26 protein-coding genes and 1 tRNA gene are annotated in these 23,848 nt (G+C 69.4%); 10 read left to right on the top strand and 17 right to left on the bottom strand.

Going from position 1 to position 23,848, the window contains the following annotated elements; all coding sequences use genetic code 11:
- The first annotated feature begins 37 nt into the window (after positions 1 to 37).
- Positions 38 to 1,090 (top strand): helix-turn-helix domain-containing protein, encoded by a 1,053-nt coding sequence (locus tag AB0H64_RS03160; RefSeq protein ID WP_357619490.1) that lies wholly within the window; start codon positions 38 to 40, stop codon positions 1,088 to 1,090.
- Positions 1,091 to 1,097: 7 nt separating this feature from the next.
- On the opposite strand, the gene AB0H64_RS03155 is transcribed toward AB0H64_RS03160, so the two are convergent.
- From AB0H64_RS03155 to AB0H64_RS03145, 3 genes are all read right to left on the bottom strand, one after another.
- On the bottom strand, positions 1,098 to 1,691 hold the full coding sequence (locus AB0H64_RS03155) for an FMN-binding negative transcriptional regulator (RefSeq protein ID WP_357619488.1): 594 nt from the start codon (positions 1,689 to 1,691) through the stop codon (positions 1,098 to 1,100).
- A gap of 60 nt (positions 1,692 to 1,751) precedes the next feature.
- Positions 1,752 to 2,855 carry a glycosyltransferase gene (locus AB0H64_RS03150; RefSeq protein ID WP_357619486.1) on the bottom strand — a complete coding sequence of 368 codons (1,104 nt, stop codon included), beginning with the start codon at positions 2,853 to 2,855 and terminating at the stop codon, positions 1,752 to 1,754.
- Positions 2,856 to 3,062: 207 nt separating this feature from the next.
- Positions 3,063 to 4,898, bottom strand: a complete 1,836-nt coding sequence (locus AB0H64_RS03145) for a SpoIIE family protein phosphatase (protein ID WP_357619484.1) — start codon at positions 4,896 to 4,898, stop codon at positions 3,063 to 3,065.
- A gap of 58 nt (positions 4,899 to 4,956) precedes the next feature.
- Here AB0H64_RS03145 and AB0H64_RS03140 point away from each other — a divergent pair, with 58 nt between their 5' ends.
- The gene (locus tag AB0H64_RS03140) at positions 4,957 to 5,676 is read left to right on the top strand and encodes a GAF and ANTAR domain-containing protein (RefSeq protein WP_357619482.1); all 720 of its coding nucleotides are present in this window, start codon (positions 4,957 to 4,959) and stop codon (positions 5,674 to 5,676) included.
- A gap of 13 nt (positions 5,677 to 5,689) precedes the next feature.
- On the opposite strand, the gene AB0H64_RS03135 is transcribed toward AB0H64_RS03140, so the two are convergent.
- Positions 5,690 to 6,046: an STAS domain-containing protein gene (locus AB0H64_RS03135; protein ID WP_357619716.1), complete on the bottom strand. Its 357-nt coding sequence runs from the start codon at positions 6,044 to 6,046 to the stop codon at positions 5,690 to 5,692.
- A gap of 175 nt (positions 6,047 to 6,221) precedes the next feature.
- On the opposite strand from AB0H64_RS03135, the gene AB0H64_RS03130 reads away from it, so the two are divergent.
- Complete coding sequence (locus AB0H64_RS03130) at positions 6,222 to 6,992, top strand: SigB/SigF/SigG family RNA polymerase sigma factor (protein ID WP_357619480.1); 771 nt, start codon at positions 6,222 to 6,224, stop codon at positions 6,990 to 6,992.
- 16 nt (positions 6,993 to 7,008) lie between these two features.
- Positions 7,009 to 7,422, top strand: a complete 414-nt coding sequence (locus AB0H64_RS03125) for an ATP-binding protein (protein ID WP_357619478.1) — start codon at positions 7,009 to 7,011, stop codon at positions 7,420 to 7,422.
- Between the two features lie 62 nt (positions 7,423 to 7,484).
- Here the strand turns inward: AB0H64_RS03125 and AB0H64_RS03120 are convergent, their stop codons facing one another.
- From AB0H64_RS03120 to AB0H64_RS03105, 4 genes are all read right to left on the bottom strand, one after another.
- Positions 7,485 to 7,682: a hypothetical protein gene (locus AB0H64_RS03120; RefSeq protein WP_357619476.1), complete on the bottom strand. Its 198-nt coding sequence runs from the start codon at positions 7,680 to 7,682 to the stop codon at positions 7,485 to 7,487.
- A gap of 7 nt (positions 7,683 to 7,689) precedes the next feature.
- Positions 7,690 to 8,544 carry a hypothetical protein gene (locus AB0H64_RS03115; RefSeq protein WP_357619474.1) on the bottom strand — a complete coding sequence of 285 codons (855 nt, stop codon included), beginning with the start codon at positions 8,542 to 8,544 and terminating at the stop codon, positions 7,690 to 7,692.
- A gap of 5 nt (positions 8,545 to 8,549) precedes the next feature.
- Entirely contained in the window at positions 8,550 to 9,095 is a 546-nt protein-coding gene (locus AB0H64_RS03110) for a hypothetical protein (RefSeq protein ID WP_357619472.1), read from the bottom strand.
- Positions 9,096 to 9,220: 125 nt separating this feature from the next.
- The gene (locus AB0H64_RS03105; protein ID WP_357619470.1) at positions 9,221 to 9,646 is read right to left on the bottom strand and encodes a hypothetical protein; all 426 of its coding nucleotides are present in this window, start codon (positions 9,644 to 9,646) and stop codon (positions 9,221 to 9,223) included.
- A gap of 90 nt (positions 9,647 to 9,736) precedes the next feature.
- Here AB0H64_RS03105 and AB0H64_RS03100 point away from each other — a divergent pair.
- A tRNA-Pro gene (locus AB0H64_RS03100) sits at positions 9,737 to 9,810 on the top strand.
- Positions 9,811 to 9,891: 81 nt separating this feature from the next.
- Here the strand turns inward: AB0H64_RS03100 and AB0H64_RS03095 are convergent.
- Both AB0H64_RS03095 and AB0H64_RS03090 read right to left on the bottom strand, forming a co-directional pair.
- Complete coding sequence (locus AB0H64_RS03095; RefSeq protein WP_357619468.1) at positions 9,892 to 10,920, bottom strand: site-specific integrase; 1,029 nt, start codon at positions 10,918 to 10,920, stop codon at positions 9,892 to 9,894.
- 180 nt (positions 10,921 to 11,100) lie between these two features.
- A complete protein-coding gene (locus AB0H64_RS03090) occupies positions 11,101 to 11,346 on the bottom strand; it encodes a helix-turn-helix domain-containing protein (RefSeq protein ID WP_357619714.1) in 246 nt (81 codons plus the stop codon).
- 91 nt (positions 11,347 to 11,437) lie between these two features.
- On the opposite strand from AB0H64_RS03090, the gene AB0H64_RS03085 reads away from it, so the two are divergent.
- Entirely contained in the window at positions 11,438 to 12,394 is a 957-nt protein-coding gene (locus tag AB0H64_RS03085; protein ID WP_357619466.1) for an IS481 family transposase, read from the top strand.
- 621 nt (positions 12,395 to 13,015) lie between these two features.
- On the opposite strand, the gene AB0H64_RS03080 is transcribed toward AB0H64_RS03085, so the two are convergent.
- From AB0H64_RS03080 to AB0H64_RS03060, 5 genes are read right to left on the bottom strand one after another with little or no spacing between them, the layout of a single operon-like run.
- A complete protein-coding gene (locus tag AB0H64_RS03080) occupies positions 13,016 to 13,915 on the bottom strand; it encodes an alpha/beta fold hydrolase (protein ID WP_357619464.1) in 900 nt (299 codons plus the stop codon).
- A gap of 19 nt (positions 13,916 to 13,934) precedes the next feature.
- Positions 13,935 to 15,281, bottom strand: coding sequence for an MBL fold metallo-hydrolase (locus AB0H64_RS03075; RefSeq protein WP_357619462.1), 1,347 nt, complete (start codon positions 15,279 to 15,281; stop codon positions 13,935 to 13,937).
- A 37-nt stretch (positions 15,282 to 15,318) separates the two neighbouring features.
- Positions 15,319 to 16,149 (bottom strand): NAD(P)H-binding protein, encoded by an 831-nt coding sequence (locus AB0H64_RS03070; protein WP_357619460.1) that lies wholly within the window; start codon positions 16,147 to 16,149, stop codon positions 15,319 to 15,321.
- A 36-nt stretch (positions 16,150 to 16,185) separates the two neighbouring features.
- A complete protein-coding gene (locus AB0H64_RS03065) occupies positions 16,186 to 16,866 on the bottom strand; it encodes an SDR family oxidoreductase (RefSeq protein ID WP_357619458.1) in 681 nt (226 codons plus the stop codon).
- Positions 16,863 to 17,318 (bottom strand): nuclear transport factor 2 family protein, encoded by a 456-nt coding sequence (locus AB0H64_RS03060; RefSeq protein WP_357619456.1) that lies wholly within the window; start codon positions 17,316 to 17,318, stop codon positions 16,863 to 16,865. The genes AB0H64_RS03065 and AB0H64_RS03060 overlap by 4 nt, the downstream gene beginning before the upstream one ends.
- A gap of 61 nt (positions 17,319 to 17,379) precedes the next feature.
- Here AB0H64_RS03060 and AB0H64_RS03055 point away from each other — a divergent pair, with 61 nt between their 5' ends.
- Complete coding sequence (locus AB0H64_RS03055; RefSeq protein WP_357619454.1) at positions 17,380 to 18,279, top strand: LysR family transcriptional regulator; 900 nt, start codon at positions 17,380 to 17,382, stop codon at positions 18,277 to 18,279.
- 42 nt (positions 18,280 to 18,321) lie between these two features.
- On the opposite strand, the gene AB0H64_RS03050 is transcribed toward AB0H64_RS03055, so the two are convergent.
- Positions 18,322 to 18,768, bottom strand: coding sequence for a hypothetical protein (locus tag AB0H64_RS03050; protein ID WP_357619452.1), 447 nt, complete (start codon positions 18,766 to 18,768; stop codon positions 18,322 to 18,324).
- A gap of 138 nt (positions 18,769 to 18,906) precedes the next feature.
- Entirely contained in the window at positions 18,907 to 19,056 is a 150-nt protein-coding gene (locus AB0H64_RS03045; RefSeq protein ID WP_357619450.1) for a hypothetical protein, read from the bottom strand.
- A gap of 33 nt (positions 19,057 to 19,089) precedes the next feature.
- Between AB0H64_RS03045 and AB0H64_RS03040 the strand changes: the two genes are divergently transcribed.
- The 3 genes from AB0H64_RS03040 (at position 19,090) to AB0H64_RS03030 (ending at position 23,526) form a co-directional block, all read left to right on the top strand.
- Positions 19,090 to 22,383 carry an RHS repeat-associated core domain-containing protein gene (locus tag AB0H64_RS03040; RefSeq protein WP_357619448.1) on the top strand — a complete coding sequence of 1,098 codons (3,294 nt, stop codon included), beginning with the start codon at positions 19,090 to 19,092 and terminating at the stop codon, positions 22,381 to 22,383.
- 455 nt (positions 22,384 to 22,838) lie between these two features.
- On the top strand, positions 22,839 to 23,024 hold the full coding sequence (locus AB0H64_RS03035) for a DddA-like double-stranded DNA deaminase toxin (RefSeq protein ID WP_357619446.1): 186 nt from the start codon (positions 22,839 to 22,841) through the stop codon (positions 23,022 to 23,024).
- Positions 23,025 to 23,070: 46 nt separating this feature from the next.
- A complete protein-coding gene (locus tag AB0H64_RS03030; protein ID WP_357619444.1) occupies positions 23,071 to 23,526 on the top strand; it encodes an Imm1 family immunity protein in 456 nt (151 codons plus the stop codon).
- Positions 23,527 to 23,848 lie beyond the last annotated feature (322 nt).

Raw genomic sequence — 23,848 nt, 5'->3', positions numbered from 1 at the left:
ACACTCGTAACGCCCCATGTGGCAGGCTGTCATACACATGGACAACTCGGCTGATCTGCAGGACATCGTCGACGAGCTCGCCCGCCTGCTCGGGGCCTCCGCGACGCTGGAGGACCGCTCGTTCCGCCTGCTCGCGTACGGCGCGCAGCACGGCGACATCGACACCGTGCGGCAGGAGTCGATCCTGCGCCGGCGCGCCACGCCGGAGGTCCGCGACTACTTCGAACGGTACGGCATCGTCCGCGCCGGCCACCCGGTGCGCATCCCGGCCGACGCCGACCTCAAGGTGCTGGCCCGGGTCTGCTGGCCGCTGCGGCACCAGGACGTCACCTACGGCTACCTGTGGTTGCTCGACTCCGGCAGCCTCACCGACGAGGTGCTGAGGCGGGCCGAGCCGCTGGTGGGACGCGCCGCCGCCGCGCTGGCGCAGGAGGCCCGCGGCCGCCGCGACGCCGGGCGCGACCTGCGGGCGCTGCTCTCGGCCGACCCCGAGGAGCGCGCGAGCGCCTCGCTGGAGGTGCTCGGCCCGGTCGCGGCGATCGCGGTGCGCGAGTCGGAGGAGCGGGTGGCGGCCCTGTGGACGCTGCCGCGCGGCGTGCTGGCCCGTCCCGGCTCGCCGGTCGCGCTGCTCGCCCCGGCGCACCTGGCCGCCGAGGTCGCGCGCACGGTCCAGGCCGCGTACGGCACGGCGGCCGGCATCGGGGCGACCCGGCGCGACCCGGGGGAGGCGTGGCAGAGCTGGCGGGAGGCGCGGCAGGCGCTGCGCATCGCCGAGCACTTCCCGCGCTTCGCGCCCGTCGCCCGCTGGGAGGACCTGGGCGCGCACCGGCTGCTGGCCCGCCTCGGCCAGGCCGACCTGGCGGAGCTGGCGGCCGAGACCGCCGTGCTGGACCCGGAGCTGGGCCACACCGTGGAGACGTACCTCGACCTCGGCGGCCACGCCCAGAAGACGGCGGCCGAGCTGGGCATCCACCGCCAGACGCTCTACTACCGGCTGGGCAAGGCGGAGCGGCTGCTGGGCCGCGACCTGTCGGACGGCGACGACCGCCTGGCCGTCCACCTCGGCCTCAAGGCCGCCCGGCTCGTCTGAGGGGTTCTCAGGAGAGGTGGCGCAGGGCCGAGGCGTCGCCGGGGCCGCCCCGCGCGGCCAGGCGCCCCGCCACCCGGCCCTGGTGCCCGGCGTCCTTGTGGCCGTCGTACTTGAACTTGCCGCGGATCTCCTCGACGGTCAGCCGCAGCCCCTGGAGCCCGGACAGCAGCCGCGGCATGGCGGCCGGGTCGCCGGCCTCCGCGTCGAGGTCGCCGAGCTGGGCCCGGAGGATCTCCAGCTTGCCCTCGGGGTCCGCGACGATCTCGGCGTGGCAGGCGAGCTGGACCGCCGAGTAGTAGGTGGTCGGGACGCCGAGCGCCGGGTCGGTGCCCGGCTCGGCCCGCCACGAGCCCGGGATGTACGCCCAGGGGCCGGCGACGGACAGGAGGACCTTCGGGTTCTCCTCGACGGCCGCCCAGACGGGGTTGGGCCGGGCCAGGTGGAGGAGAACCGTCCGGTCGTCGTACAGGAGGAACTGGGTGGGGACCACCACGGGCAGATCGCGACCCCGGCCGGCGGCGATGAGCTGCCCGAACGGGTTGTCCCTGACGTAGGCGAGGGACTGGTTCTCGTCGCCGGCGTCCCAGGGGTGAATCAGCATGCGGGGGATCATATGTCCCGCCCGGCCGGACACGGGGGAGCGGGTCCGGCCCGAGGGGGATCAGGCGCAGGCGGCCTCGTACACGCGGACGAGCTCCTGGCTGACGCGCTCCCAGGAGTAGCGGGAGCGGGCGCGGTCGGCGCCGGCGTAGCCGAGCGCGGTCCGCAGCGTGCCGTCCGCGAGCAGCTCGCGGGCCAGGCGGGCGGTCTGGGCGGGGCGGTCCGGCGGCACCAGCAGGCCGGTAACGCCGTCGATGACGGAGTCGAGGTGGGCGCCCACGGCGGAGGCGATCACCGGAACGCCGCAGGCCATGGCCTCCAGGGCGACGATGCCGGTCGTGGACTCGCGGGGGACGGTCACCACGGCGTCGGCGCCGCGCATGAGCTTGGGGACGGCGGTGCGCTTGACCTGGCCGAGCAGGGTCACGCGGTCGGCCACGCCGAGCTGCTCGGCCAGGGCCCGCAGGCGGCGCGCCTCCCGGTCGTCGCCGAGCTGCTCGGGCTCCGGCCCGCCGGCGATGACGAGCTCGACGTCCGTCAGGCCCTGCAGGGCGCGGATGATCGTGTGGGCGCCGCGGTCGGGGGAGAGGGCTCCGACGTGCAGCAGCCGCTTGCGCGAGCCGCGCGTCGCGGCGGGGCCGGTGCGGTGGAAGCGCTCGGTGTCGACGCCGTAGGGGACGATGGCGATGTTGTTGCGCGGCACGCCGAGCCGGATCAGCGCCGACTCCTCGTCGTTGGAGCCCGCGATGACCGCGTTGGCGCGGCGGCCGAGCGCCCGCTCCAGCTTGATGTGGGCGGTGTCGACCGAGTGGAAGGTCTGCGTCACCGGCACGTCCAGGCCCTTGGCGCCGGCCACGGCGGCCAGCCCGCCGGTCCAGGAGTGGGCGTGGATCACGTCCGGGCGCTCCTGGCTCCAGCGATTGGTCAGGTGACGGCCGATCTCGTTGAGGTACGGCATGACGTCGTCCGGCCGCAGGTCCTGGGCCGGGCCCACGTCGATGTGCTCCACCGTGACCCCCGGGGCCACCCGCGTCCTGGGCTTGCCTTCGGTGCTGTCCCGGCGGGAGTAGATCGTGACGTGGTGCTCACGCCCCAGCTCGCGGGCTACGGCGTGGATCTGGTGGCGCTTGCTGCCGTTGACGGAAGCGACGATCGCGATATTCATGGCACACCTCAGCGTGGAAAGCACAAAGAACAGCCTTCAAGGTGTGCCTGCGTCTTAGGCACGGATATCTGTGCTGAAGACTTTACCCGGAACGGGCCCAGCCGCAAACCCCGACAGAAGCGACTTCTCGCCCAAATGCCTCGTACTACCCGCTGGAGCTCCAAGAATTCCGACCACGCGGGAACGGCCCCGGCGGAAACCGCGAGGTCAGACGCCGCGCAGCGCCAGGACGACGATCTCGTCCCACACCTGGCCACCCGAGAACGCGCTGCGGTCCGCCTCCACGGCCTTGACCACCGTCGCCGGGGACTGCCCCGCGCACCGGCCCAGCACGTCCGCCAGCCGCTCCTCGCCGTACGTCTCACCGGCCTCGTTGCGGGAGGAGATCAGCCCCTCGGAGTAGAGCACCAGGGTCTGGCCCATGGCGACCGTGATCTCCTCCACCGCGGTCTCGGCCGCGGGGGTGATGCCCAGCGGAACGCCGCCGCCCGCCGCGAACCGCACACTGCCGTCCGGTTGCATCAGCGCCGCCGGATGGTGCCCGGCCGACGACAGCCGGATCCGCCGCCCCTGCACGAACCCCGCCACCGCCATGACGAACATGCCCGAGCCCTGCTTCATCAGGGCCTCGTTCACCTTGCGCACGACCACGTCGGGGTCGGACTCCCAGGCGCTCAGCACCCGCAGCCCGCCCCTGACCAGGGCGCTGACCGAGGCGGCCTCCTCGCCCTTGCCCACGGCCCCGCCCAGGGCGAACCCCCACCCGCCCTCCACGGGGAACACGTCGTAGAACTCCGCACCCACCGAGGCGCCCGGATGGTAGATGGCGCTCGCCTCGTACCCCGGCACGTCCGGCAGGTTGCGCGGCGCGACACTGGCCGACAGCGCGTCCGCCGCCCGCGAGCGCCGCTGGAAGCTTCGCTGCGCCCGTACGGCGAGCCCGAGCTGCAGCCCCACCTCCTGCATGACCCCCAGATCGGCCAGCGTGAACGGCGGCCGGTGGTGCTCGCGCACCAGCGTCAGCACGCCGTCGCCGGTGCCGATCGGCACGCTCAGCAGCGAGCCCGCGCCCATCGCGGTCAGCAGCGGCCCGTCCGCGCAGAAGCCGAGCAGCGTCTCGTCGTCCACCATCTCGTGGACGACGCCCGAGCCGCGCGCCAGCACCTGCGCCACCACCTGGCCGGCCGCCGGCTCCGCGCCCTCGACCTGCCGTACCAGCCCGCCGAGGGGATGGTCCTTGGGCGCCACCACGACCGAGCGGCGCGGCAGCCCGTCGCGCACGACGTCGGCGATCACCCAGTCGGCCCAGCCGGCCGCCAGCAGCCGCGTGGCGCGGGGCAGCGCGACCGGCTGCCGCAGCGCCTCCTCGTCCAGCAGCAGCGCGCCCATGCGGGCCAGCAGGTCCTGCCGCCGGGCCGCCGCCATCAGCAGCGTGCCGTCGGACTGCTCCGGCCGCTCCGCCGCCGGCCCCGGGAGCTGTACCTCGGTCGGCAGCGCCACGGCGGCCACCATCTGCTGCGGCTCGCCCGGCATCGTCAGCCGGGTCAGGGCGAGCTGGACCGTGTGCGTGCGTCCCTGGTGCGCCAGCCGCGTCTCGAACGCCGCCGGCTGCCCGGTCTGCAGCACCGACGTCAGGTGCGAGCGGAACGCGGCCCGCCGCGACACGTCGACCAGCAGCGGGAACGAGCGGCCCACGAGATAGCCGTCGGGGCTGCCCAGCACCCGGGAGGTCTCGCCGTTGACGCGCCGCACCACGCCGCCGCCGTCCAGCACGATCACCGGCACCGGGAACGCGCGGAACACCTGGCGCAGCAGCTTCAGCTCCCGCTGGGGGCCGTCCTTCTTGCCGCTCTGCCGCCGGTCGGAGGCCCTGCTCAGCTCGGCGCGCGCCTCGGCCAGCAGCTCGGTCGCGGTGTCGAGCTCGGCGAGCGCGGCGTCCAGGGTAGGGGCGAGTTCGGACGGGTAGGCCGTCCTCGCCTCACGCAGAGAGGTGACGCGCGCCGAGAGCGCGTCCAGAGCGTGTTCGAGGTCCGGCACAGTCATGCTCTGACGCTACGCCACAGCGGATAATGCTAGCTATAAGGGGTAGGGAGGCGAACCTATGGAATCGACCGTGACGATGATCACTCCCGGCCTCGCACGCGACCTCGCGGCCCTCGGCCGCCTGGACGAGGCCACCTCGACCGAGAGCGTGCTGCGCGGCCTCACCACGGCGCTGGCCGACGGCGTGCCCGGCTGCTCGGGCAGCTCGGCCGAGCACTGGCGCGACCAGCGCGTCCTCGTCTCGGGCTCGCACAGCGAGCTCATCACGCTGGCCGAGGAGGAGCGCCGCCTGGGGGAGGGACCTTCTGTCGACGCGCGCCGCACCGCCGGCCAGGTCGTGATCGGTGACGTGCTCGATGAGGGCCGCTGGCCCCGCTACGCCGCCCTGGCCAACCGCTGGGGGGTCCGCTCGGTCCTCGTCCTGCCCATCAAGGTCGCCCCCGCGCTGCTGCTCGTCGGCCTCTACTCCGTACGGCCCGGCGCGTTCTCCCCGGTGGCCGCGCACGCGCTCGCTGAGATGCTGACCCAGCAGGTCGGCGTCGCCATGACGAACATGTGGGACTTCGAGGAGGTCCGCACCGACGCCGCCCAGCTGCAGGAGGCGCTCAACGGCCGGGCCGTCATCGACCAGGCCAAGGGCATCATCATGCAGACCAGCGGCTGCACCGCCGAGGCCGCCTTCGAGGAGCTGCGCCGGATCTCCCAGCACCACCAGGTCAAGGTGGCCGACCTCGCCAGGCTGCTCGTGGACGAGCACCAGCGAAAGTCCCGCCGCTGAGGGGCGCCCCGGGTCAGCCGAACGCCGCCAGCGCGTCGTCGAGCGTGTCGTACAGCGGCAGCCGCTGCGCCAAACCGGTGATCCACATCACCTTGGACTTCGAGTACTCCACCCCGACCAGGGCGAACCTCGAACTGGCGGCCAGGCTGGTCTGCCACTGGTGCACGATCAGCCCCAGGGCGCGCGAGTCCATGAACGTCACTCCCGCCAGGTCCAGGATCAGATCCGGGCCCGACAGGGACAGGTAGTCGGCGAACTGCTCGCGCGTCGTCGCGTCGAGCACCCCGTCGACCTTGACCACAGTGATCTCGTTCACGGTCGACGAGGTAAGGCTCAGAGCGGCCACAGAGCCCTCACCGTTCTCCGACATTGTCACGGAGCAACCCTACTGTCACCGCGGTAGGGAGGCATACGTCCCGCGGGATGGGGCATACTGGAGCCGAAGTCCAGCAGAGGGCTTCCGTCTCGAAGTTAGACGCGAGGCGTGCCTCTGCATGGGCTTTTTTCTGTGGAGGGCGCCCCTGCGACCCATATGAGGAGCAGCGATGGCTCTGCAGGAACTCGTTCTCGAGGAGTTGACCGCCGAAGAGCTCCTGGCCGAGATGGTCAGGATCGACACCCCCGACAGCCTGCGGGAACGGCTGCGCGAGCGCATCGTGGAGATGCACCGCCCGCTGGCCATGGAGATCGCCCGGCGCTACCGCTACCGCGGCGAGCCGCTGGAGGACCTGCTCCAGGCCGCGTACGTGGGTCTGATGAAGGCCATCAACGGCTTCGACCCGACCCTCGGCCACGCCTTCCGCGGCTACGCCGTCGTCACGATGACCGGCGAGGTCAAGCGCCACTTCCGCGACCGCACCTGGGCGATCCGCGTACCCCGTCTCTACCAGGAGCGCCGCTCCGAGCTGAACCGGCTCGTCGCCGACCTCAGTCAGACGCTCGGCCGCTCGCCGACGGTCGCCGAGCTGGCCGCCAAGATGAACATCAGCGAGGAGGACGTCCTGCTCACGCTGGACGCCTCCGCCGCCTACAGCACGCTGTCGCTGGACGCGCCGCTCGGCACCGACGACGACGCCGCCTCGCTCGGCGACGTCATCCCGGAGGACGACGACACCCTCGCCACCATGGTCGACCGCGAGGCGGTCAAGCCGCTCATCGACGCCCTGCCCTCCCGCGAGAAGCACATCCTGCTCCTGCGCTTCTTCGGGAACATGACGCAGGCCGAGATCGCGGCGGAGTTCGGCATCTCGCAGATGCACGTGTCCCGGATCCTGCGCAAGGTCCTCGACCAGCTGCGCGCCGAGCTTGTCGGCTGAGAGGGCGGAACGCCGGGTGCACGAGGACGGGCATCCTCACGACGCGGGCCTCATGGGCCCGCCACCCGGCACGCCCACCAGGAACATCGCTTTCCGGCTGCCGGACCTGCCACAGGTCCGGCAGTTCGCCGAGACCGAGGCCCGCGGCGCCGGCATGCCCGAGGAGGCCATCGGCGACTTCGTCATCGCGGTGAACGAGGTCGCCACCAACGCCGTCACCCACGGCCACGTCGAGGCCCGCGCGCGGATATGGGCGGACGGCGACGACATCGTGGTGGAGGTGCACGACCACGGCGCCTGGAAGCCGGGCCCCATGCCCGGCTCGGTCGGCGGGATGGGGCTGTGGGTCGCCCGCATGCTCTCCTCCGACCTCAACCTGCGGGTCGGCGCCGGTGGCAGCACGGTCACCATGCGCTTCCCCGCCAAGTGACCGCTTCATACGAAAGACCCCCGGACCTTCGCCGTCCGGGGGTCCGACCTGTCATGCCGGTCCTACCTCCTGGTCCGCCCGCGCCAGCCGCCGGTGCCGCTGCGGACGCTCGCCGTCCCCACACCCGCCTGGTGCAGCGCGAGGAACATCAGACCGAGGAGCATGAACGTCGTGCCGGAGATGCCGCCTGGTATCCGCACGTTGACTAAGTCGAGCAGGAACCCCAGCCCGAACACGATGGCCGCGACGATCGCGAGCATGAGCCTGTCACCTCGTCCCTGTGGTGGTGCCCGTGGTGGTGGCCGGCGCCGTGGTGACGCCGGGAGTTGCCGTGGTGCCGCCGCCGGACAGGGCCAGCAGCCGTTCCAGCACGGTCCGGTACTCGCGCAGCGCCAGGCGGAGCTGCTCGGTGTCGGTCCGCCCGCCGTCATCGCCGTCGGAGTCGTTCCAGCGGCGGCGCAGCTCGCTCGTGCGGGACGTCAGCGCGCTGGTGAGCGCCTCGACGACCTCGCCGACGAGCCCGTCGGCCCGCTGGACGGCCTCGTTCGGGTCGTCCACGAAACCGGCCTGCAGCTCGCGCCAGCGCGCCTGGACCTCGGCCGGGTCCTGGTCGAACAGCACGATCTCGGCCGGCGCCGCGTGGGACGGGGCCGCGCCGCCGTCCGCTCCCGCCACGTCCTCGTCCACCGCGGGACCAGGCCCGGTGGAGACGCCGGTCGCGTACGGCTCCCGCCGCGCGCCGTCGTCATTCGGCCCCGGTACGTCGTCCTCGTCATCCAGCTCGTCGCGCCCTCCGTGGACGCCGGCGTCATCTCCATCGGCATCGCCGCCGCTGTGCACCAGGACGTCGTCACCCGTGCCGCGCGCCGGTCCACCACCCATGGCCGCCCGGCCGCCGTCGCGGTCGTCGTCCACGATCATGCGCAGGTCGTCGTCCTCGGGCCGCGCGGCCCGCACGTCGTCGTCGCCGCGCACGTCGTCCAGCGCACCGTGACGGTGGTCGTTCGACGGGTCCCGCCGCTCCCCGCTCCAGTGCTCGCCACCTGGGCGCTCATCACCCAGGTGCTCGTCACCGGGCCGCTCGTCGGCCCGCTGGTGCGGCACTCTCATCTCGTCACCCACGTCCCTCACCGTCCTCGCGTCGTCTCTTCCAGCAGTTCCTCGAAGAGCGCGCGGTAGTGGACCATCGCCTGCCGGAGCTCCTCCGTGGAGGCCTCCTTACGGGCCGCGCGCCCGCTGATCTCGTGCGCCCTGCGGTAGTGGTCGAGCGTCGACGCGTGCACCACGGACAAGTCGGACAGCCGCTGCTCGAAGTTCTCCGTCGGATAGCCGCGGTCGGCCATGACGGACGTCACGAGCTGGTCCGCCTCGGTCACCGCGAAGCCGGGCGCGTCCACGAAGCGCTCCTGCACCTCGGTCCACCGCTTGGCGTAGCTGTTGCGCGTCTCCTCCGACAGGGGGCGGATGTCGAGCTCGGCGTGCCGCTGCTCCCGGGCCAGCAGCTCCTGCTCGGCTTCCTTCTTGCTGTCGTGCTCGGCCATCAGGCGTTCGTACTCGGGGCCGAAACGTGCGCGGAGGCGGCTGCGGCGCTGTTGCTGGAGCACCACGTAGCCGACTGCGGCGATCGCCACCACCGCGACCACGACGACGACCACCCAGATCAAGGTGGACATGATGTTCGCCTCCGGTCTCTGTGTTGAGACCAGCGCCTGCCCCCGAGCCGGCTCTCGAAACGCTCAGGAACCGGCCACAGGCCCCTGCCGGCCGCCCCGTGGAGGCCCCTGTCCCCGGGAAAGGATCACCCGGCGTCCAGCGCCTCCCTCGCCTCCGCCAGCACCCCCGCGACATGCGAACGACCAGCCCCGGCAGGCACCTCCCGGAACCCCTCCACGGGGTCGTACGCCACGTCAAGCCCGGCGTCGACGAGCCGCTGCGCCCACCGCAGCGCGGTGTTCAGCCGCTCGGACGCGGGCGGCTTGCCCTGCGCGGCGGCGGACAGGTTGCGCAGGTTCGTCGCGGGCCCCGACTGGATGTGCTCCCGGGACACCTTCCACGGCACGGCACGGCCATGATCCAGGGTCGGCTTCACCAGCCCGGCGGCGCGCTTCGCCTGGAGCACCCCGGACTCGCTCACGCCGAAGTGCGCGGCCAGCTCCCGCACGTGCCACCCCTCGGCCACGAGCCTCGCCAGCTCCCCGCGATCGATCGCCGCCCTACGCCCCAAGGCCGCCTCCGCTCCCGCCCGCGCTGTGCACAGGCACCTCCGATGTGCGCTAAGGTTATGACGTCTCGCCCCACAGGGACGGACACACACCGGGACGTAGCGCAGCTTGGTAGCGCACTTGACTGGGGGTCAAGGGGTCGCAGGTTCAAATCCTGTCGTCCCGACGGTGATACAAGGCCGGTCGGCCTGGGTGAAAGCCCAGGTAGGCCGGTCTTTCTGCTTCTCTCCGCGATCATGCCGATCATCTACACCGCCCGGAGCTTGGGACCAGTTTGGGACCAGCCCTGGGTGAGGTGGGCGCTCAAGGCGTTGCTCGCCGCCACGAGGGAGTCGCTGTCCGGGTGGAGATAGCGTTGAGTGGTGGTCAGAGACCCGTGGCCGGCGATCTTCCGGAGCACGTGAACCGGGACTCCCGCGTCGGCCATCCAGGTGAGACCGGTGTGGCGGAGATCGTGCCGGCGAAGGTGTTCGTAGCCGAGTTTCGCCACGACCTCGTCCCAGTGTGTCGCGTCCCGCAGAACCGCAGTGGTGATGCGGCCCCCTCTGGGACCGGTGAACAGCCGGGCACTCGGATCGTTGCCGGCGGCCTCAAGACGTCGCAGCACCAGCTCTCGAATCTCGGCGATGATCGGGACCTTCCTGGCCCGCTTGCCCTTCGTGCCTTTGTCGGCGAGACCGCCCGGGCTTGGCGTTGTCTGCCTGCGGACCGTCCAGGTCCACGTCGTGATGTCGATGTCTCCGACACGCACTCCGGAGACCTCACCGATGCGCGCGGCCGTGCACGCCGCGAAGATCACGACTTCACCCCACCCCTCGTAGCAGTCAATGGAACGTTCCACGAGTGCCTCCGCCAGTCGCTCCAAGGCCGCCCAGTTGGGTAGCGCGAGCGCCCGCGGGTCATCCAGTTCGTCTTCGGCTCTCTTGTACTCGCTCTGCCAGCCGGTGATCCGGGCGGGGTTGCGGTCGATGATGTTGTCCCGCACGGCCTGCTCCATAACGCGGACGAGGATGGCCAGGCTGTTCTTGACAGTGGAGCGACTGCACTCGTCGGCGATCCACGCGTGGACGGTCCGATCCACCGCTCCATTTGTGATCATGCGGACAGCGATGTGCCCGAGGCTGGGAACCACTCGCTTGCGCCAGCCCGCCATGTACGGGTCGAGGGTCTTCGCCTCCAGTCCTCGCACCGCCAGGTGCATGACGCGCTCGCCGTAATCGGCGAGCGTCGTCGTCGCCGTGTGCGGGTCTACGCCGCCCCGAGCGGCGTCCTCCATCTCCTCGATCCACTCTGCCGCCGCGTCCTCGGTAGGCAGAGCGATCGACTTGGACCGCCTCTGCCCCGGTGACGGGATCGAACCACCTCACCCGCGCCCGGTAAGCGTTCTTGCCGACACGCATCTCCACATCGGAGGCGAGCACGATGCCGATGGGCGGCAGCTCACGTCGTTGCGCCATCAGGCCACCTCGCGAGGGTCGATGCGGTGCTGATTCAGCCAGCGCTGGACGTCATGGATGTTGTAGAGCGTCAACCGTGCGCTCAGGCGAACGAATGGTGGCCCCTGGGGCGGCCGGGCGGTGCGCCAGCGGCGGATGGTGGACGGATCAACCTTGAGCATCGCGGCGACCTCTTCAGTTGTTCGCCAGGTGTTCTCAGACGTGTCGGTTGCTGACGGCTCTTCGGAGGCACGAGCTAGATGTATTGACCACGAGCGTTGTTGACAGTGGGGTCTTGATCAAAAGAGAAGCCTCCGGTGTGGTGAAGGTGTCGAATCAGCACCACACGGAGGCTTCGTGTCCCACCGTAACGCCCGGCTGACCGTCCATGGACGCCGTCTGCTCGTTGAGCGCATCTTGTCCGGCCGCCCGGTCGCACATGTGGCCGCGGAGATGGGCATCTGCCGGCCCACCGCCTACAAATGGTTACGACGCTGGCGCGAGCTGGGCGCGGCCGGTCTGCTCGATCGCCCCAGCCGCCCACGCTCCACACCGCACCGCACACCGCCGCAGGTCGAGGAGAAAGTGTGCCGGCTGCGCACCAGCCGCAAGCTCGGCCCTGCTCGGATCGGGCCGATTCTCGGGCTGGCCCCTTCCACGGTGCATCGCATCTTGACCCGCCACGGTCTGCACCGCCTGGCCTGGCTGGATCGGCCCACCGGCACGCCGATTCGCCGCTACGAACATGACCGCCCCGGCGAGTTGGTGCATGTGGACGTCAAAAAGCTCGGTCGTATCCCCGACGGCGGCGGCTGGCGCGCCCTGGGCCGCGCCGCCTGCCCCGACCGGCGTCGAACCACCGGCTACGACTACATCCACTCGGCCATCGACGACCACACCCGCATCGCCTACAGCGAGATCCACCCCGACGAGAAAGCCGCCACCTGCGCCGCATTCCTGCGCCGGGCAGCAGCATTCTTCGCCACCTGCGGCATCAGCCGCATCGAACGCGTCCTGACCGACAACGCCTGGAGCTACCGCAAAGCGACCGCCTGGCAGCAAGCCCTGGCCGATCTCGGCGCCACCGGCAAACGCACCCGCGCCTACCGGCCGCAGACCAACGGCAAAGTCGAACGCTTCAACCGCACCCTGCTCGACGAATGGGCCTATATCAGCCCCTACACCATCAACACCGAACGCGCCGCGGCTCTGCAAGACTTCCTGCACACCTACAACCACCACCGCTGCCACACCGCACTCGGAGGCCAACCCCCGATCAGCCGCGTCAACAACGCTGCGGGTCAATACAGCTAGAGGGTCATCATTCGATGGCACAGATCCTTTACTCCTTGGGGTCGATGGCGCGAGGTCGTTCGCGCACCCCGTCGTGTGGCCGCCGTATCTGTTGTTCGGCAGCGTGCGGGGCCTTCAGATTAGGAGTTCGAATCTGATTTGGGAGGCCCTGAGCAGGCCCTTTGTGGCCGCTCGGTTAGCCCTGACAGCGGCCACAGGGGCGGATCTCCAGTGGGCACACAGAACAGGGGGAACGGGGCCATCACGGCCCCGTTCCCTGGTCGCTGCCGCTGCTGGTCCTCGGCGTGATCCTGCTCGACTTCGCCGTCCAAGCCGTGCACGTGAGCAACCAGCACACGCTGACCGCCGCCTACCCCGACCGGACCAGCACCACCATCGGCGCCTACATGGTCTTCTACTCCCTCGGCTCCGCCCTGGGAGCGGCCGCGACGACGGCCCTGTACGACGCCACGGGCTTGGATCGGCCCCACCGCCCTCGGCGCGACGCTCGCACTCTGCGCCCTCGCCACCTGGGCGATCAGCACCCGCACGGCGGCCCGCGCGCACGGCGCGTCCGTGTGCGTGAGGTGATCTGCGGCGTGCCCCTCCGCCGTCATGGCGAAGGGCACGCACGTCCGCCTGCTACGCGCCGGGCAGCGTGCGGGCGAAGTGGGCCGCCGCGGCGTCCGCCGCCGTCGTGACCTGCGGTTCCTGGTCGTAGAAGGCGAACTGGTCGCCCTCGGTCCAGACGAACTCCTTGGGCCCGGCCAGCGCGGCGTGGAAGCGCCGAGCCCCGTGCGGGATGGCGGCGTCCTCGCTGTGGACGAGCAGGACGGGCTGGGTGAGGCGGGAGGCGAGGGAGATCGAGTCGTAGCCGAGCCAGCCCGGCCAGGCCATCACCGCGAAGCGGTTGGGCCACTGCGGGAGGCCACCGCGGTCGGGGTTGAGGTAGAAGTCGATGTCGAACGGCATCGCGGCGCGAGGGTCGGAGCCGCTGACGACCGGCACGTACTCGACCTCGCCGGTCGCCTCGTACGTGGCGCGGGCCCGCGCGGCCGCGGCGAGCTTGGCCGCGACGCCCTCCTCACCGCCGTACACCTCCCGGCAGATCTCGGGGTCGTGCAGCCAGGGCGCGACGAGCGCCAGCGACCGGACGCGGGGGTCGTCGACGGCGTTCCCGCTCATGTACATCGCGGCCGCGCAGACGCCGAGGGCGCCGAGACGGGTGGCGTCCACCGCGGGGTGTCCGGCGAGGAAGGTGACCGCATGGTTGATGTCGCGGACCTTCCGCTCCGGCTCCTCGTAGTCGCGGGGCTCGCCCTCGGACTCGCCGTAGCCGGTGAAGTCGAAGGCCAGGGCGGCGAAGCCGCGGTCGGCGAGCCGTTCGGCGTAGCGGTCGGCCATCAGCTCCTTGACGCTCGTCCAGGTGCCCGCCACCACGATGCCCGGCACAGGACCGGCGTCGGCGCCGGCGGGCAGAAACAGGTTCCCGGTCAGCGTCACGTCTCCGGCGGAGAACGTCACCTTCTGCACGGTGGTCATGAACGTTCGTTCCTCTCGATCAGTTCGCATAGGTCAGTTCGGCTCTGGTGATGGACGAGCCGTCGACGGTGAAGGCGTAGAAGGCCTCGAAGCCCCCCTGGCCGCCGGGGGCGAAGCGCACCAGGAGGCGCTGGTGACCGGGCCGGTTCTCGGCGACCCTGATGACGGTCAGGGTGCCGCCGATGACCTCGGCCCGGGCCCAGTCGCGAATCGCGGCGCGGCCCTGGAAGCGCCGCCCGACGTCGACGAGCTCCGCGTCGGCGGCGAACGCCCCCGCCAGCGCGTCGAGGTCGCGGCCGTTGACCGCGGTGACGTAGGCGCTCACCGGAGCGAGCAGCCCGTCCGCCCCGTCCTGAGGAGCTTCCGCCCCGCCCTGAGGGGTGTCCGCGCAGGCGGCGGGCGTCTTCGCGGGGTCCTCGGCGGACAGCTCCCGCGCGACGGCCTTGATGTTCTCCTGGACGATGGTCGGAAGGTCCGCGACCGGCGGGAAGCCGGGGTAGGCGCGGTCCAGCTCGGCGACGATCGACTTCTGCTCGGCGGGGCCGACCTTCCTGCCCTCGGGCGAGTCCGGGGCGACGGCCGGCCGGACCAGACCGCGGAACGCCCGGAGATACCGGCGCTGCTCGTCGATCAGTGCGCGGGCCGGGCCCGCGGCGCCGTGTCCCGGGTACATCGTCCTGGCCCCCGGGAAGCGCCCACCGAGCTGATCGAGGATCTGGAGCCAGCCACAGCTGGTCCCCTCGATCAGCGCGGGCGTGACCTTGCCGGTCGCCAGGTCACCGGAGAACAGGTCGCCGGTGTCGGGACGGAAGTAGACGTCCGCGGTGTCGGACTCGCCGTGGACGTACGTGGCGGTCTCGAAACGGAGGCCGCCCACCTGCAACGGCGCGCCGTCCTCGAAGGTCCGGTCGGCGTAGGTGACCTTGGCGGGGAAGTCCGCATTGGCCGAACGGGCCAGCGGGTAGAAGCCCCTCTTGTCCTCCCGCATCGTCCTGTCGGTCGACCTGGACGCGTAGACGGGGGCCTTCGGGAACGCCTCGTGGAAGGCGCCCGCCCCGCCCACATGGTCGGGATGGGAGTGGGTGAGCAGGATGGCGGCGACCGGCCGGCCGGTCTTCTTGATCTCCGCCACCGCCTTGCGGGCATCGGCCGGGGTGCGCAGGGTGTCGACGATGACCAGGCCCTCCGGCGCCTGGATCCAGTAGGTGTTGACCGAGCCCGGGTTGGACGAGGCGAAGCGTCCCGGCTCCGCCGTCCGCGCCTGCGGCGCCGCGGGTTTGTCGTCGTTCGAACAGCCCGCCACCGACGCGAACGCGCATGCGGCGGCGGAGCCTGCGGCGAGAAGGCGCCGCACTCTCTGGTTCATCTGGAGCTTTCGTGGAGTTGGAGGCAGATGCGAGGGGTCAGCGGAAGGCGTCCGCGTGGGCCTGTGCCCACTGCGCGAAGGTGCGGGGCTCGCGGCCGGTGACCTCGCGCACGGTCGGGCGGACGATCGACTCGTCGAGCGAGCCGTTCACGTAGAAGTCGAAGAAGGCGTCCACGTACTCGGCGGGCATGGTGGCCAGCAGGTCGGTGCGCGCCTCCTCGTTCGTCAGGCCCACGAACCGCAGATCGCGGCCGAGGACCTCGGCCAGCACGGCCACCTGGTCGGCGGGCGGCATCGCGACCGGGCCGGTCGGCCGGAGGATCTCGCCTCGATAGTCGTCCGACAGCAGCGCGCGGGCGGCGACGGCCCCGATGTCGTACGGGTCGACGCTCGCCGCGCGGACGTCCGGGAACGCGACCCGCACCTGGTCGCCGGAGCGCAGTTGCGGCAGCCAGCGCAGGGCGTTGGACATGAACGCGCTCGGCCGCAGGAACGTCCACGGCAGCCCGGACTCCCGCACGGCGGACTCGGACGCCGCCATGAAACGGGTCACCGCGTTGGTCATGTCGCCGCTCCCGGCCGAGCCGCCGGACAGCAGCACGACCTGTTCCACTCCCGCGCGCCGGGCCTCGGCCAGCAGGCCCGGCATGTCCTCGTACCCGGGGAGCAGGAACACCGCGCGGGCCCCGGCCAGCGCTGCGGTCATCGTCTCCGGCCGGTTGAGGTCGCCCGTCACCGCCTCGACGCCGTCCGGCAGCGGCGCGACGTCCGGCTTGCGCACCAGCGCCCGGACGGGCTCACCGGCCGCGGCCAGAGCCCGGACCACTTCGGAGCCGACGTTGCCCGTCGCGCCCGTCACCAAGATCATGTCATTGTCCTTCACAGAGTGGTCACCACAGGGCGGTCACCAAGGGAGCGGACGGCCGTCGCGGAAGAACCCGCCGGTCGGGCCGTCATCGGGCAGCGTGGCCGCCCAGACGACGCCCGCCGCGCCCTCGGAGACGGGACGGCCGCCCGGGCCTCCCATGTCCGTCGCGACCCAGCCCGGGCAGATCGCGTTCACCAGGACGCCGTCACCGCGGAGCTCCGCCGCCAGCATGCGGGTCAGGGCGTTGAGGGCCGCCTTGGTGACGCTGTACGCCGGGGTGCCGCCGCCCATGTTGGTCAGCGAGGCAGCCTCGCTGGAGACGTTGACGATGCGGGGGTGCGCGCTCTCGCGCAGGAGCGGCAGCAGTTCCTGGATCAGCCGCCAGGGACCGTACAGGTTCGTCTCGGCGGCCTCGCGGACGACGTCCAGATCGGCGGACACGGCGCCCTGCCAGGTGTCGTAGGTGATGGCGGCGTTGTTGACGAGGACGTCCAGCCGCCCGTACCGCTCGGCGACGGCGGCAGCCGCCCCCGCGATGTCCTCCTCGGAGGTGACGTCGAGCCGGAGCGGGACGACGTCACCTCCGAGCTCCTTGGCCGCGGCCTCGGCCGCCGCCGTCGAGCGGGCGGTGAGGAGGACGGTGTGGCCGAGTGCCGCCAGCTGGTGGCAGACCTCCCGGCCGATCCCCCGGTTGCCGCCGGTCACGAGGGCGATCATCGGCTGCCCGCCGCCAGGGACATCAGGTTCCGGTTGCCGTCGGCCCAGGTGGCGGTCATCACCACAGCGCCGATCTTCCACGCGCCGTCCGACCGGACCAGGTCGAAGCGGTAGGTGCCGCCCAGCGTCCACAGCTGCGAGCCGAACGGATCGGTGAGGCGGTGCGTGGCCTGGAACGACGCCGTGCAGACCGCGGTGGCGCCGTCGACGGTCACCAGGTGGTTCGTGATCAGGTGCTGCGTGGCGTCGAACGCGCCGAGCAGGCCCGACCAGGCCTCGACGATCTGCGCCGGCGTCAGCAGGGCAGGCTCGCCGCCGTTCAGGCTGGTGTAGTCCAGGGTCACCGAGTCCGCGAATATCCCGGCCAGCCGGTCCCATTCGCGCTGGTCGGCGTGCCAGGCCATGCGGGTGCAGGTCTCGATGATCGCCAGGCGATCCTCCGTGGTGCTCATGCCGCAATCCTGGTGCCGACCTTCACCGCACGTCCAATATCTGCTGTAATAGCCAACGGCTATGGATACTCATCTGCGTGACCTCAGGTATTTCGTGACCGTGGCTGAGGAGCTCAGCTTCACCCGCGCGGCCGAGCGCCTGTACATCTCGCAGCCGACGCTCAGCAAGCAGATACGCCAGCTCGAAGAGCTGATGCGGGTGAGGCTGTTCGACCGTGACCGGCGCGCGGTGCGGCTCACCGCGCCGGGCGAGGCGCTGCTGCCGGCCGCCCGCGAGCTGCTCCAGCAGTGGGACGAGGCCCAGCGGGCCGTCGGCGACGCCGCCGCCGCCGAAGCCGCACGGCTGACCGTGGGCATGTCGACGAGCGTCGGACGCGGGCTCCTGGGAACGCTGCGGGAACGGTTCACCGAACGCCGTCCGCACTGTGACCTGCGGTTGCGCCAGGTCAACTGGACCGACCCCACGGCGGGCGTGGCCGAGGGCGAGGTCGACGTGGCGTTCGTGTGGCTGCCGTTCCCCGGTCAGGACGATCTCAACGTCCGGGTGGTGGCCCGCGAGCCGCGCTGGGTCGCGTTCCGGAACGACCACTGGCTGGCCAAGCGGGACGAGGTCGACTTCGCCGAGCTCCTGGACGAGAACTTCCTGGCGCTGCCCGAGAGCGCCGGCTCGCTCCGCGACCACTGGCTCGCGACCGACGAGCGCGGCGGGCGGCCACCGGTGGTCTGCACGACCGTGACGAACGCCGAGGAGACCTTCGCGGCGCTCGAGGCCGGCGGCACCATCGTCCTGCTCGCCGAGGGCAACGCCGAGATCTACCGGCGGCCAGGGATCATGACCATCCCCGTCACGGGTCTGTCCCCGAGCGTGCTGGCCCTCGCGTGGCGGCCCGGCGATCACCGCAGCATCATCCGCGACCTGGTCGAGGCCCTGTCGCCCGAGCCGCAGCGCCCCCGGACGTGATCCGCGTACGGGGGGCCGCGGACCTTGGAGGGCGACGCGCTTCTACGGTGGGCCGGGCAAGGCGAGGCAGAGGGCGTCCAGGGCGGCTGTGATCGCGTGTTCGGGCGGTGTGCCGTAGCCGATGACCAGGCCGTCACGTGGCGGCATCGTACTGTCGGGGTGCCGGTAGGGGCTCAGGCCGTCCAGGGCGAGGCCGAGGCGGCGGGCGGCGCGGAGCGCCGCTTGCTCGGTGCCCGGGGGAAGGTCGAGGACGGCGTGCAGGCCGGCGGCGATGCCGCTGACGGTGATGTGCGAAACGCGTTCGGCGAGCGTGGCCGTGAGCAGGCCACGACGACGCCGGTAGATCTTGCGCATGCGGCGCAGGTGGCGGTCGTAGGCGCCGCGGACGATGAAGTCGGCGAGGGCGAGCTGGTCGATGACGCCCGATGAGAGTTCGCGCGGGCCCTTGGCGGCGACGATGTCGTCCACCAGCCGGCCGGGCAGCGCCATCCAGCCGAGCCGCAGCGCGGGCGACAGGCTCTTGCTCGTGGAGCCGAAGTACCTCCACGGCCGCGAAGGCGCCGGGGAAGGAGTACACCAGTCGGCCGTCCGGGGTGAAGGTCATGGTGCTCACCGGTATCCACCGCCTTACGCCTCGGTGGCCCGGCGCCCGCCCCGCGCCAGGGTCGGTGTCCTGGCCGCCGTCAGGACGAGCCCGGCGGTCACGAGCAGCATGCTCCACCGCATGCCCTCCAGGGCAACCACCAGGTCAAGACCGTCAAGGACGCGGCCGGACACCAGACGAGCACCGACTACGACCTCGACGGGTTGGTGGTCGGCCAGACCGACCAGGAGAACAACAAGACCATCACGGTCTACAACAAGCGCGGCGACGTCACCGAAACGCGCGTCCCGCACTCCGAGACCGACGGCGTCATCAAATACGTCATCACCCAGTTCACCTACGACCAGGTGGGCAACCGCACCAAGGTCATCACCCCGCGCGGCGTCGAGACCCCCGACGACCCCGCCGACTTCATCAACGAGACCAAGTACGACAAGCTCAACCGGCCAGCCGAGGAGATCTACCCCTTCGACCCAGACGACCCGGTCTACAACAAACCCGACTCGGTCTTCTACGCCTACGACGCGGTTTCCCGGCTGAAGGAGATCTCCCACCCGCCGTCGCACGCCCAAACCGTCCGCAACGTCTCCACGATGTCGTACTGGGACAACGGCTGGTCGAAGACGACAACCGACCCGTGGGACATCAAGACCACCTACGACTACGACGACCTGGGTCTGCAGACCAACCGCACGGTCACCTCGGCGGGCGGCTCCTCCCAGCGCGCGCTGGACTGGTCGTACTACCCCGACGGCAAGCTCAAGACCCACTCCGACGACGGTGTACCTCTCGGCCTCGACGTCGTGCTCGGCGACAACTCCGACGTCGGTCAGGTCACCGCGGTCGGCTCGTGGACCACGACCGGCGGCGGCACCTCCTCGTCCAACATCGCCGGCCCGACAGTCGCCGCTACCTCTGGTTTCGTCGGCTACGACTACGCCGTCGCCCCCGCCGGCACCGGCGCCAGCAGCTTCACCTGGAACCTGACCACCCCCGCCGCGGGCAGTTACAAGCTCTACGCCCAGTACCCGGCCGGAGCCACCGCCACCAACGCCAAGTGCACGATCGCCCACGACGGCGGCACCGCCGACGTGACGATCGACCAGACCAAGAATCCCGGCACCTGGGTCGAACTCGGCACCTACACCTTCACCGCCGGCAACACCAGCGCTGTCAAGCTGACCGACGACGCCAACGGCACCGTCGTCGCCGACGCCGTCAAACTCGTCCGCGACAACTCCGGCGACACCGACACCGAGAAGAAGGACTTCACCTACACCTACGACCCCAACGCCAACCTCACCACGATCGAGGACAGGTCGCCCACAGCCAAGATCGACCTGTGGGACATCACCTACACCAACCTCAACCAGATCGACCAGATCCAGGAGAAGCTCGACGGCGCGCTGAAGAACACCACCACCTACCGCTACAACGAGAACAGCGCGGTGGTGGAACGCACCCACGACAAGACGCTCGCCACCTACGGCTACGACGTCCGCGACCTGGTCGAGGAGGTCGTCAACAAGAAGTCGGCCACCGACACCCAGCCCAAGACCACCCGCTACACCTACACTCCCCGCGCCGAACGCCTGCAGGAGACCAAGGCCAACGGCAACACCGTCGACTACGACTACTTCCTGTCCGGCGTCCTTCGCCACTCCATCGAGAAGAAGCCCAACGCCACGGTCGTGGCCGAGCACACCCTCGGCTACCAGGGCAACCTGCACCGCGCCCGCGACAACGCCAAGATCCAGAACGCCGACAGCCCCGGCGCCTACCTGGAGCACGAGTACACCTACACCTACGACCCCCGCGACCGCATCACCAAGACGGTCAAGACCCCGGCCGGCGGCGGCACCCCCGACACCGAGACGTACTGGCACGACGCCAACAGCAACGTCTACGAAGAGACAGTCCTGGGCAAGAAGACCACCTTCACCTACGACCGCAACCGGCTGCTGACCTCCGTCACCAACGGCCAGACCTCCACCTACACCTACGACCCGTACGGCCGGCTGCGCACCATCCAGGGCGGCGGCAAGATCTGGGAGAAGTACACCTACGACGGCTTCGACCACGTCACCCGGCACGAGAAGCTCGGCGGCGACGGCGCCACCTCCACGGTGACGGCCTACGCCTACGACCCGCTGGACCGCACCACCACCAAGACCGAGAAGGAAGGCACCGCCTCCGCCACGACCACCACCTACTCCTACCTCGGCCTGTCCGCCGAAGTCCTGGACGAAGAGGTGGCCGGCAAGCTGGTCAAGTCCTTCCAGTACTCGCCCTGGGGCGAACGCCTGTCGCAGGTGAAGTTCACCGAGGACAACCGCGAGGAGTCGTCCTACTACGGCTACAACCCGCACACCGACGTCGAGCAGATCACCTCGGAAACGGGCGACACCCGCGCCACCTACGGCTACACCGCCTACGGCAAGAACGACGACAAACTCTTCGCCGGCATTGACAAACCCGACCCGGTCGATCCCACGGCCAAAGAGGAGTACAACCCCTACCGCTTCAACAGCAAGCGCTGGGACAACTCCACCGGCATGTACGACATGGGGTTCCGCAACTACAACCCGGGCCTCAACCGCTTCCTCAACCTCGACAGCTACAACGGCGCCCTCGACGACCTGAGCCTCGGCACCGACCCCTGGACCAGCAACCGCTACGCCTTCACCGGCGGCAACCCCATCACCGGCATCGAAGTCGACGGCCACATCCCCGACGACTGGGCCAACGGAAGGAACGGCGGCTACACAGCCTGGCGAAAAGACGTCGAAAAGAGGGTCAAAGACCCGCGGCACACCCAGAACCCGTACATCTCGAAAACCAAGGCAACGAAGAGCTCGTGCATCGGCTACGGGTGTCCGAACGACGGCCCGTCATTCACGGCCACTTTCACCGAGGACCCCTCCCTCTACGAGGCCGCCAAGACCGGCTACCAGAACTGGTTCAAGGCACTCTTCGAGGAGGAGATCGGATGCGCCGAAGGCAGTGCAGGCGACTGTGCCTGGGCCGCTGTCGGACTCATACCCTTCACCAAGATCGGCAAATGGGCCGGCAGGGCAATTGGCAAGATATTCGGCAAGGGTAGCAGGGTCGCTAGAAAGGCCGGCAGCCTTACAATTGCAGCAACAAATCCTTCACAGTCAGAACTCGATGCGGCCAATTTCCTGGCGGACGAAGGCAATGAGGTCGTCCTTAGAGATCCAATCGGCTCTCGCGCAGATGGTTTTACAAGTGATCTCCTGGTAAACGGCATCAGGTGGGATGTATATACACCGACAGGGAAAACGGTCAAGAATATCTTGACCAACACGGCGAAGAAATTTTCGCAGGTTCACGGAGGTGGAGTAATAGTGGATCTGCGGGGAACTGGTCTGACGGCCGCCGACTTCGAGAACGCCCTTGTACGCGTGCAAGGTATGCTGCGAAGCTGGGGCAAAGATCCAAACAGCATCAGCGACGTCAGGTTCATCGGAGAATCGTGATGGCCAAGATGAAATGTAAGTGTAACACCATTCTGCGAGACGACGATCCGGATTGCAGTATGCTGCTGCTCTCGCGGCGCGAATTCGATGTCGACCTCGATAGCTCGATACTATTCGGTCGAGCACTGGAAGTCCTGCGGTGTCCCACATGTGGTCGGCTGTGGGTCTTCTGGGAAGAAGGAGGTACTGCCGTAGAATATAAGCATATATCCGAGTAATGCTCCCACTCTTGAGTGGGGCATGACTCATCAACAGTGACATATGGAATGCCAGGGGCGAACGTCAAGTCAACCCCTGGCTTCCGCTTCAGTCGTAGAGACAACTTCATTGTAGTGCTGACTATGCTCGGATTATCCTTCCGGGGCGAGCATTCAACTCACCTTACCAGGGGCAGGGCGGCTTGTGTTGAGGTCGCTGGCGGGCAGGGTCTTGGGCTAGGCGCTGATGCGATGTAGATGCGAGAGAATGGAGTCATCCATGCGAACGTCGTCATCAACAATAACTATGTGCGTGGAGCTCTTCTGGGATGCCAAGCAGAGGTAGAAGCCATCCTTTCTCACGGCTCGACCATGACGGTATGGCATCAAGGATGCGGAAAGTCTCTTTCTCCTCCGGGGAAAGGGATGAAACTTGATTCTTAACGCTGTTATCCACGGCACATGTCACTATGCCGAGACGTGGCATGGCATGTCAGAGCTCATCGCAGAGGTAATGGAGAACCTCCAGACGGAAAGGGTCGATGCCCCAGGGGTGAGTGCCGGTGAGCACGCCTGTTTCATGTTTGCTGATGGGCGCCACGCTCCAGGTACTTCCACCTGGTGGCCCGATAATTTTCTGCAGATCGCGGTTAATGCGACAACGGGTTACGGCGGTCTCATCTGGTTCGTCAGCGCAGAACGTGCCGAGAAGGCAGGCGATGGGATTTCTGAGTACGTCTGGGTGTCCGACAATCCCTGTCCGCCAGACTTCGACCTTCGTGTCGTCTCAGATCCAGGCATTCCGATGTTTCACGACATTCGAAGTACTCTCCCGGTTTCTCTGGTACGTGCAGCGCTCGAGGAATTCTGTCGAACGGGAACGGGTGATCGTCCCAAGTGTATTAATTGGGTGCGAGGCGAGACAAATGGTGGACGTGTCGAGTAGAGTTCCTGGCGAAGTAAAACGCGTTCCAACCCATTGAACTGAGATATCGACCAACAATACAATGCGCCAGGGCCTGCTGGGTCGAGCAGTATTCTAGGCGTTTCTCTCGGGCGGCACCAGGCTCAGTCATATGACCGATCCTGGTGCCGAACTCCGGGGCGAAAAGGCTGTCGCAACGGCTCCTGTCTGGCAGAAATTACGGATGATCGCACGGCAGGCTTACCTGGTTTTCAACACGTAGGTCTGCTGGTTGACGCTTACAGGGCCTGAAAATGAAAGCCGCCCCACTGGCATGAGGGCGGGAGCAATTGTCAATACCTGT

Source organism: Nonomuraea sp. NPDC050733 (assembly GCF_040654215.1).
Taxonomy (GTDB): Bacteria; Actinomycetota; Actinomycetes; order Streptosporangiales; family Streptosporangiaceae; genus Nonomuraea.
This window is presented reverse-complemented; position numbering and strand designations above follow the sequence as displayed.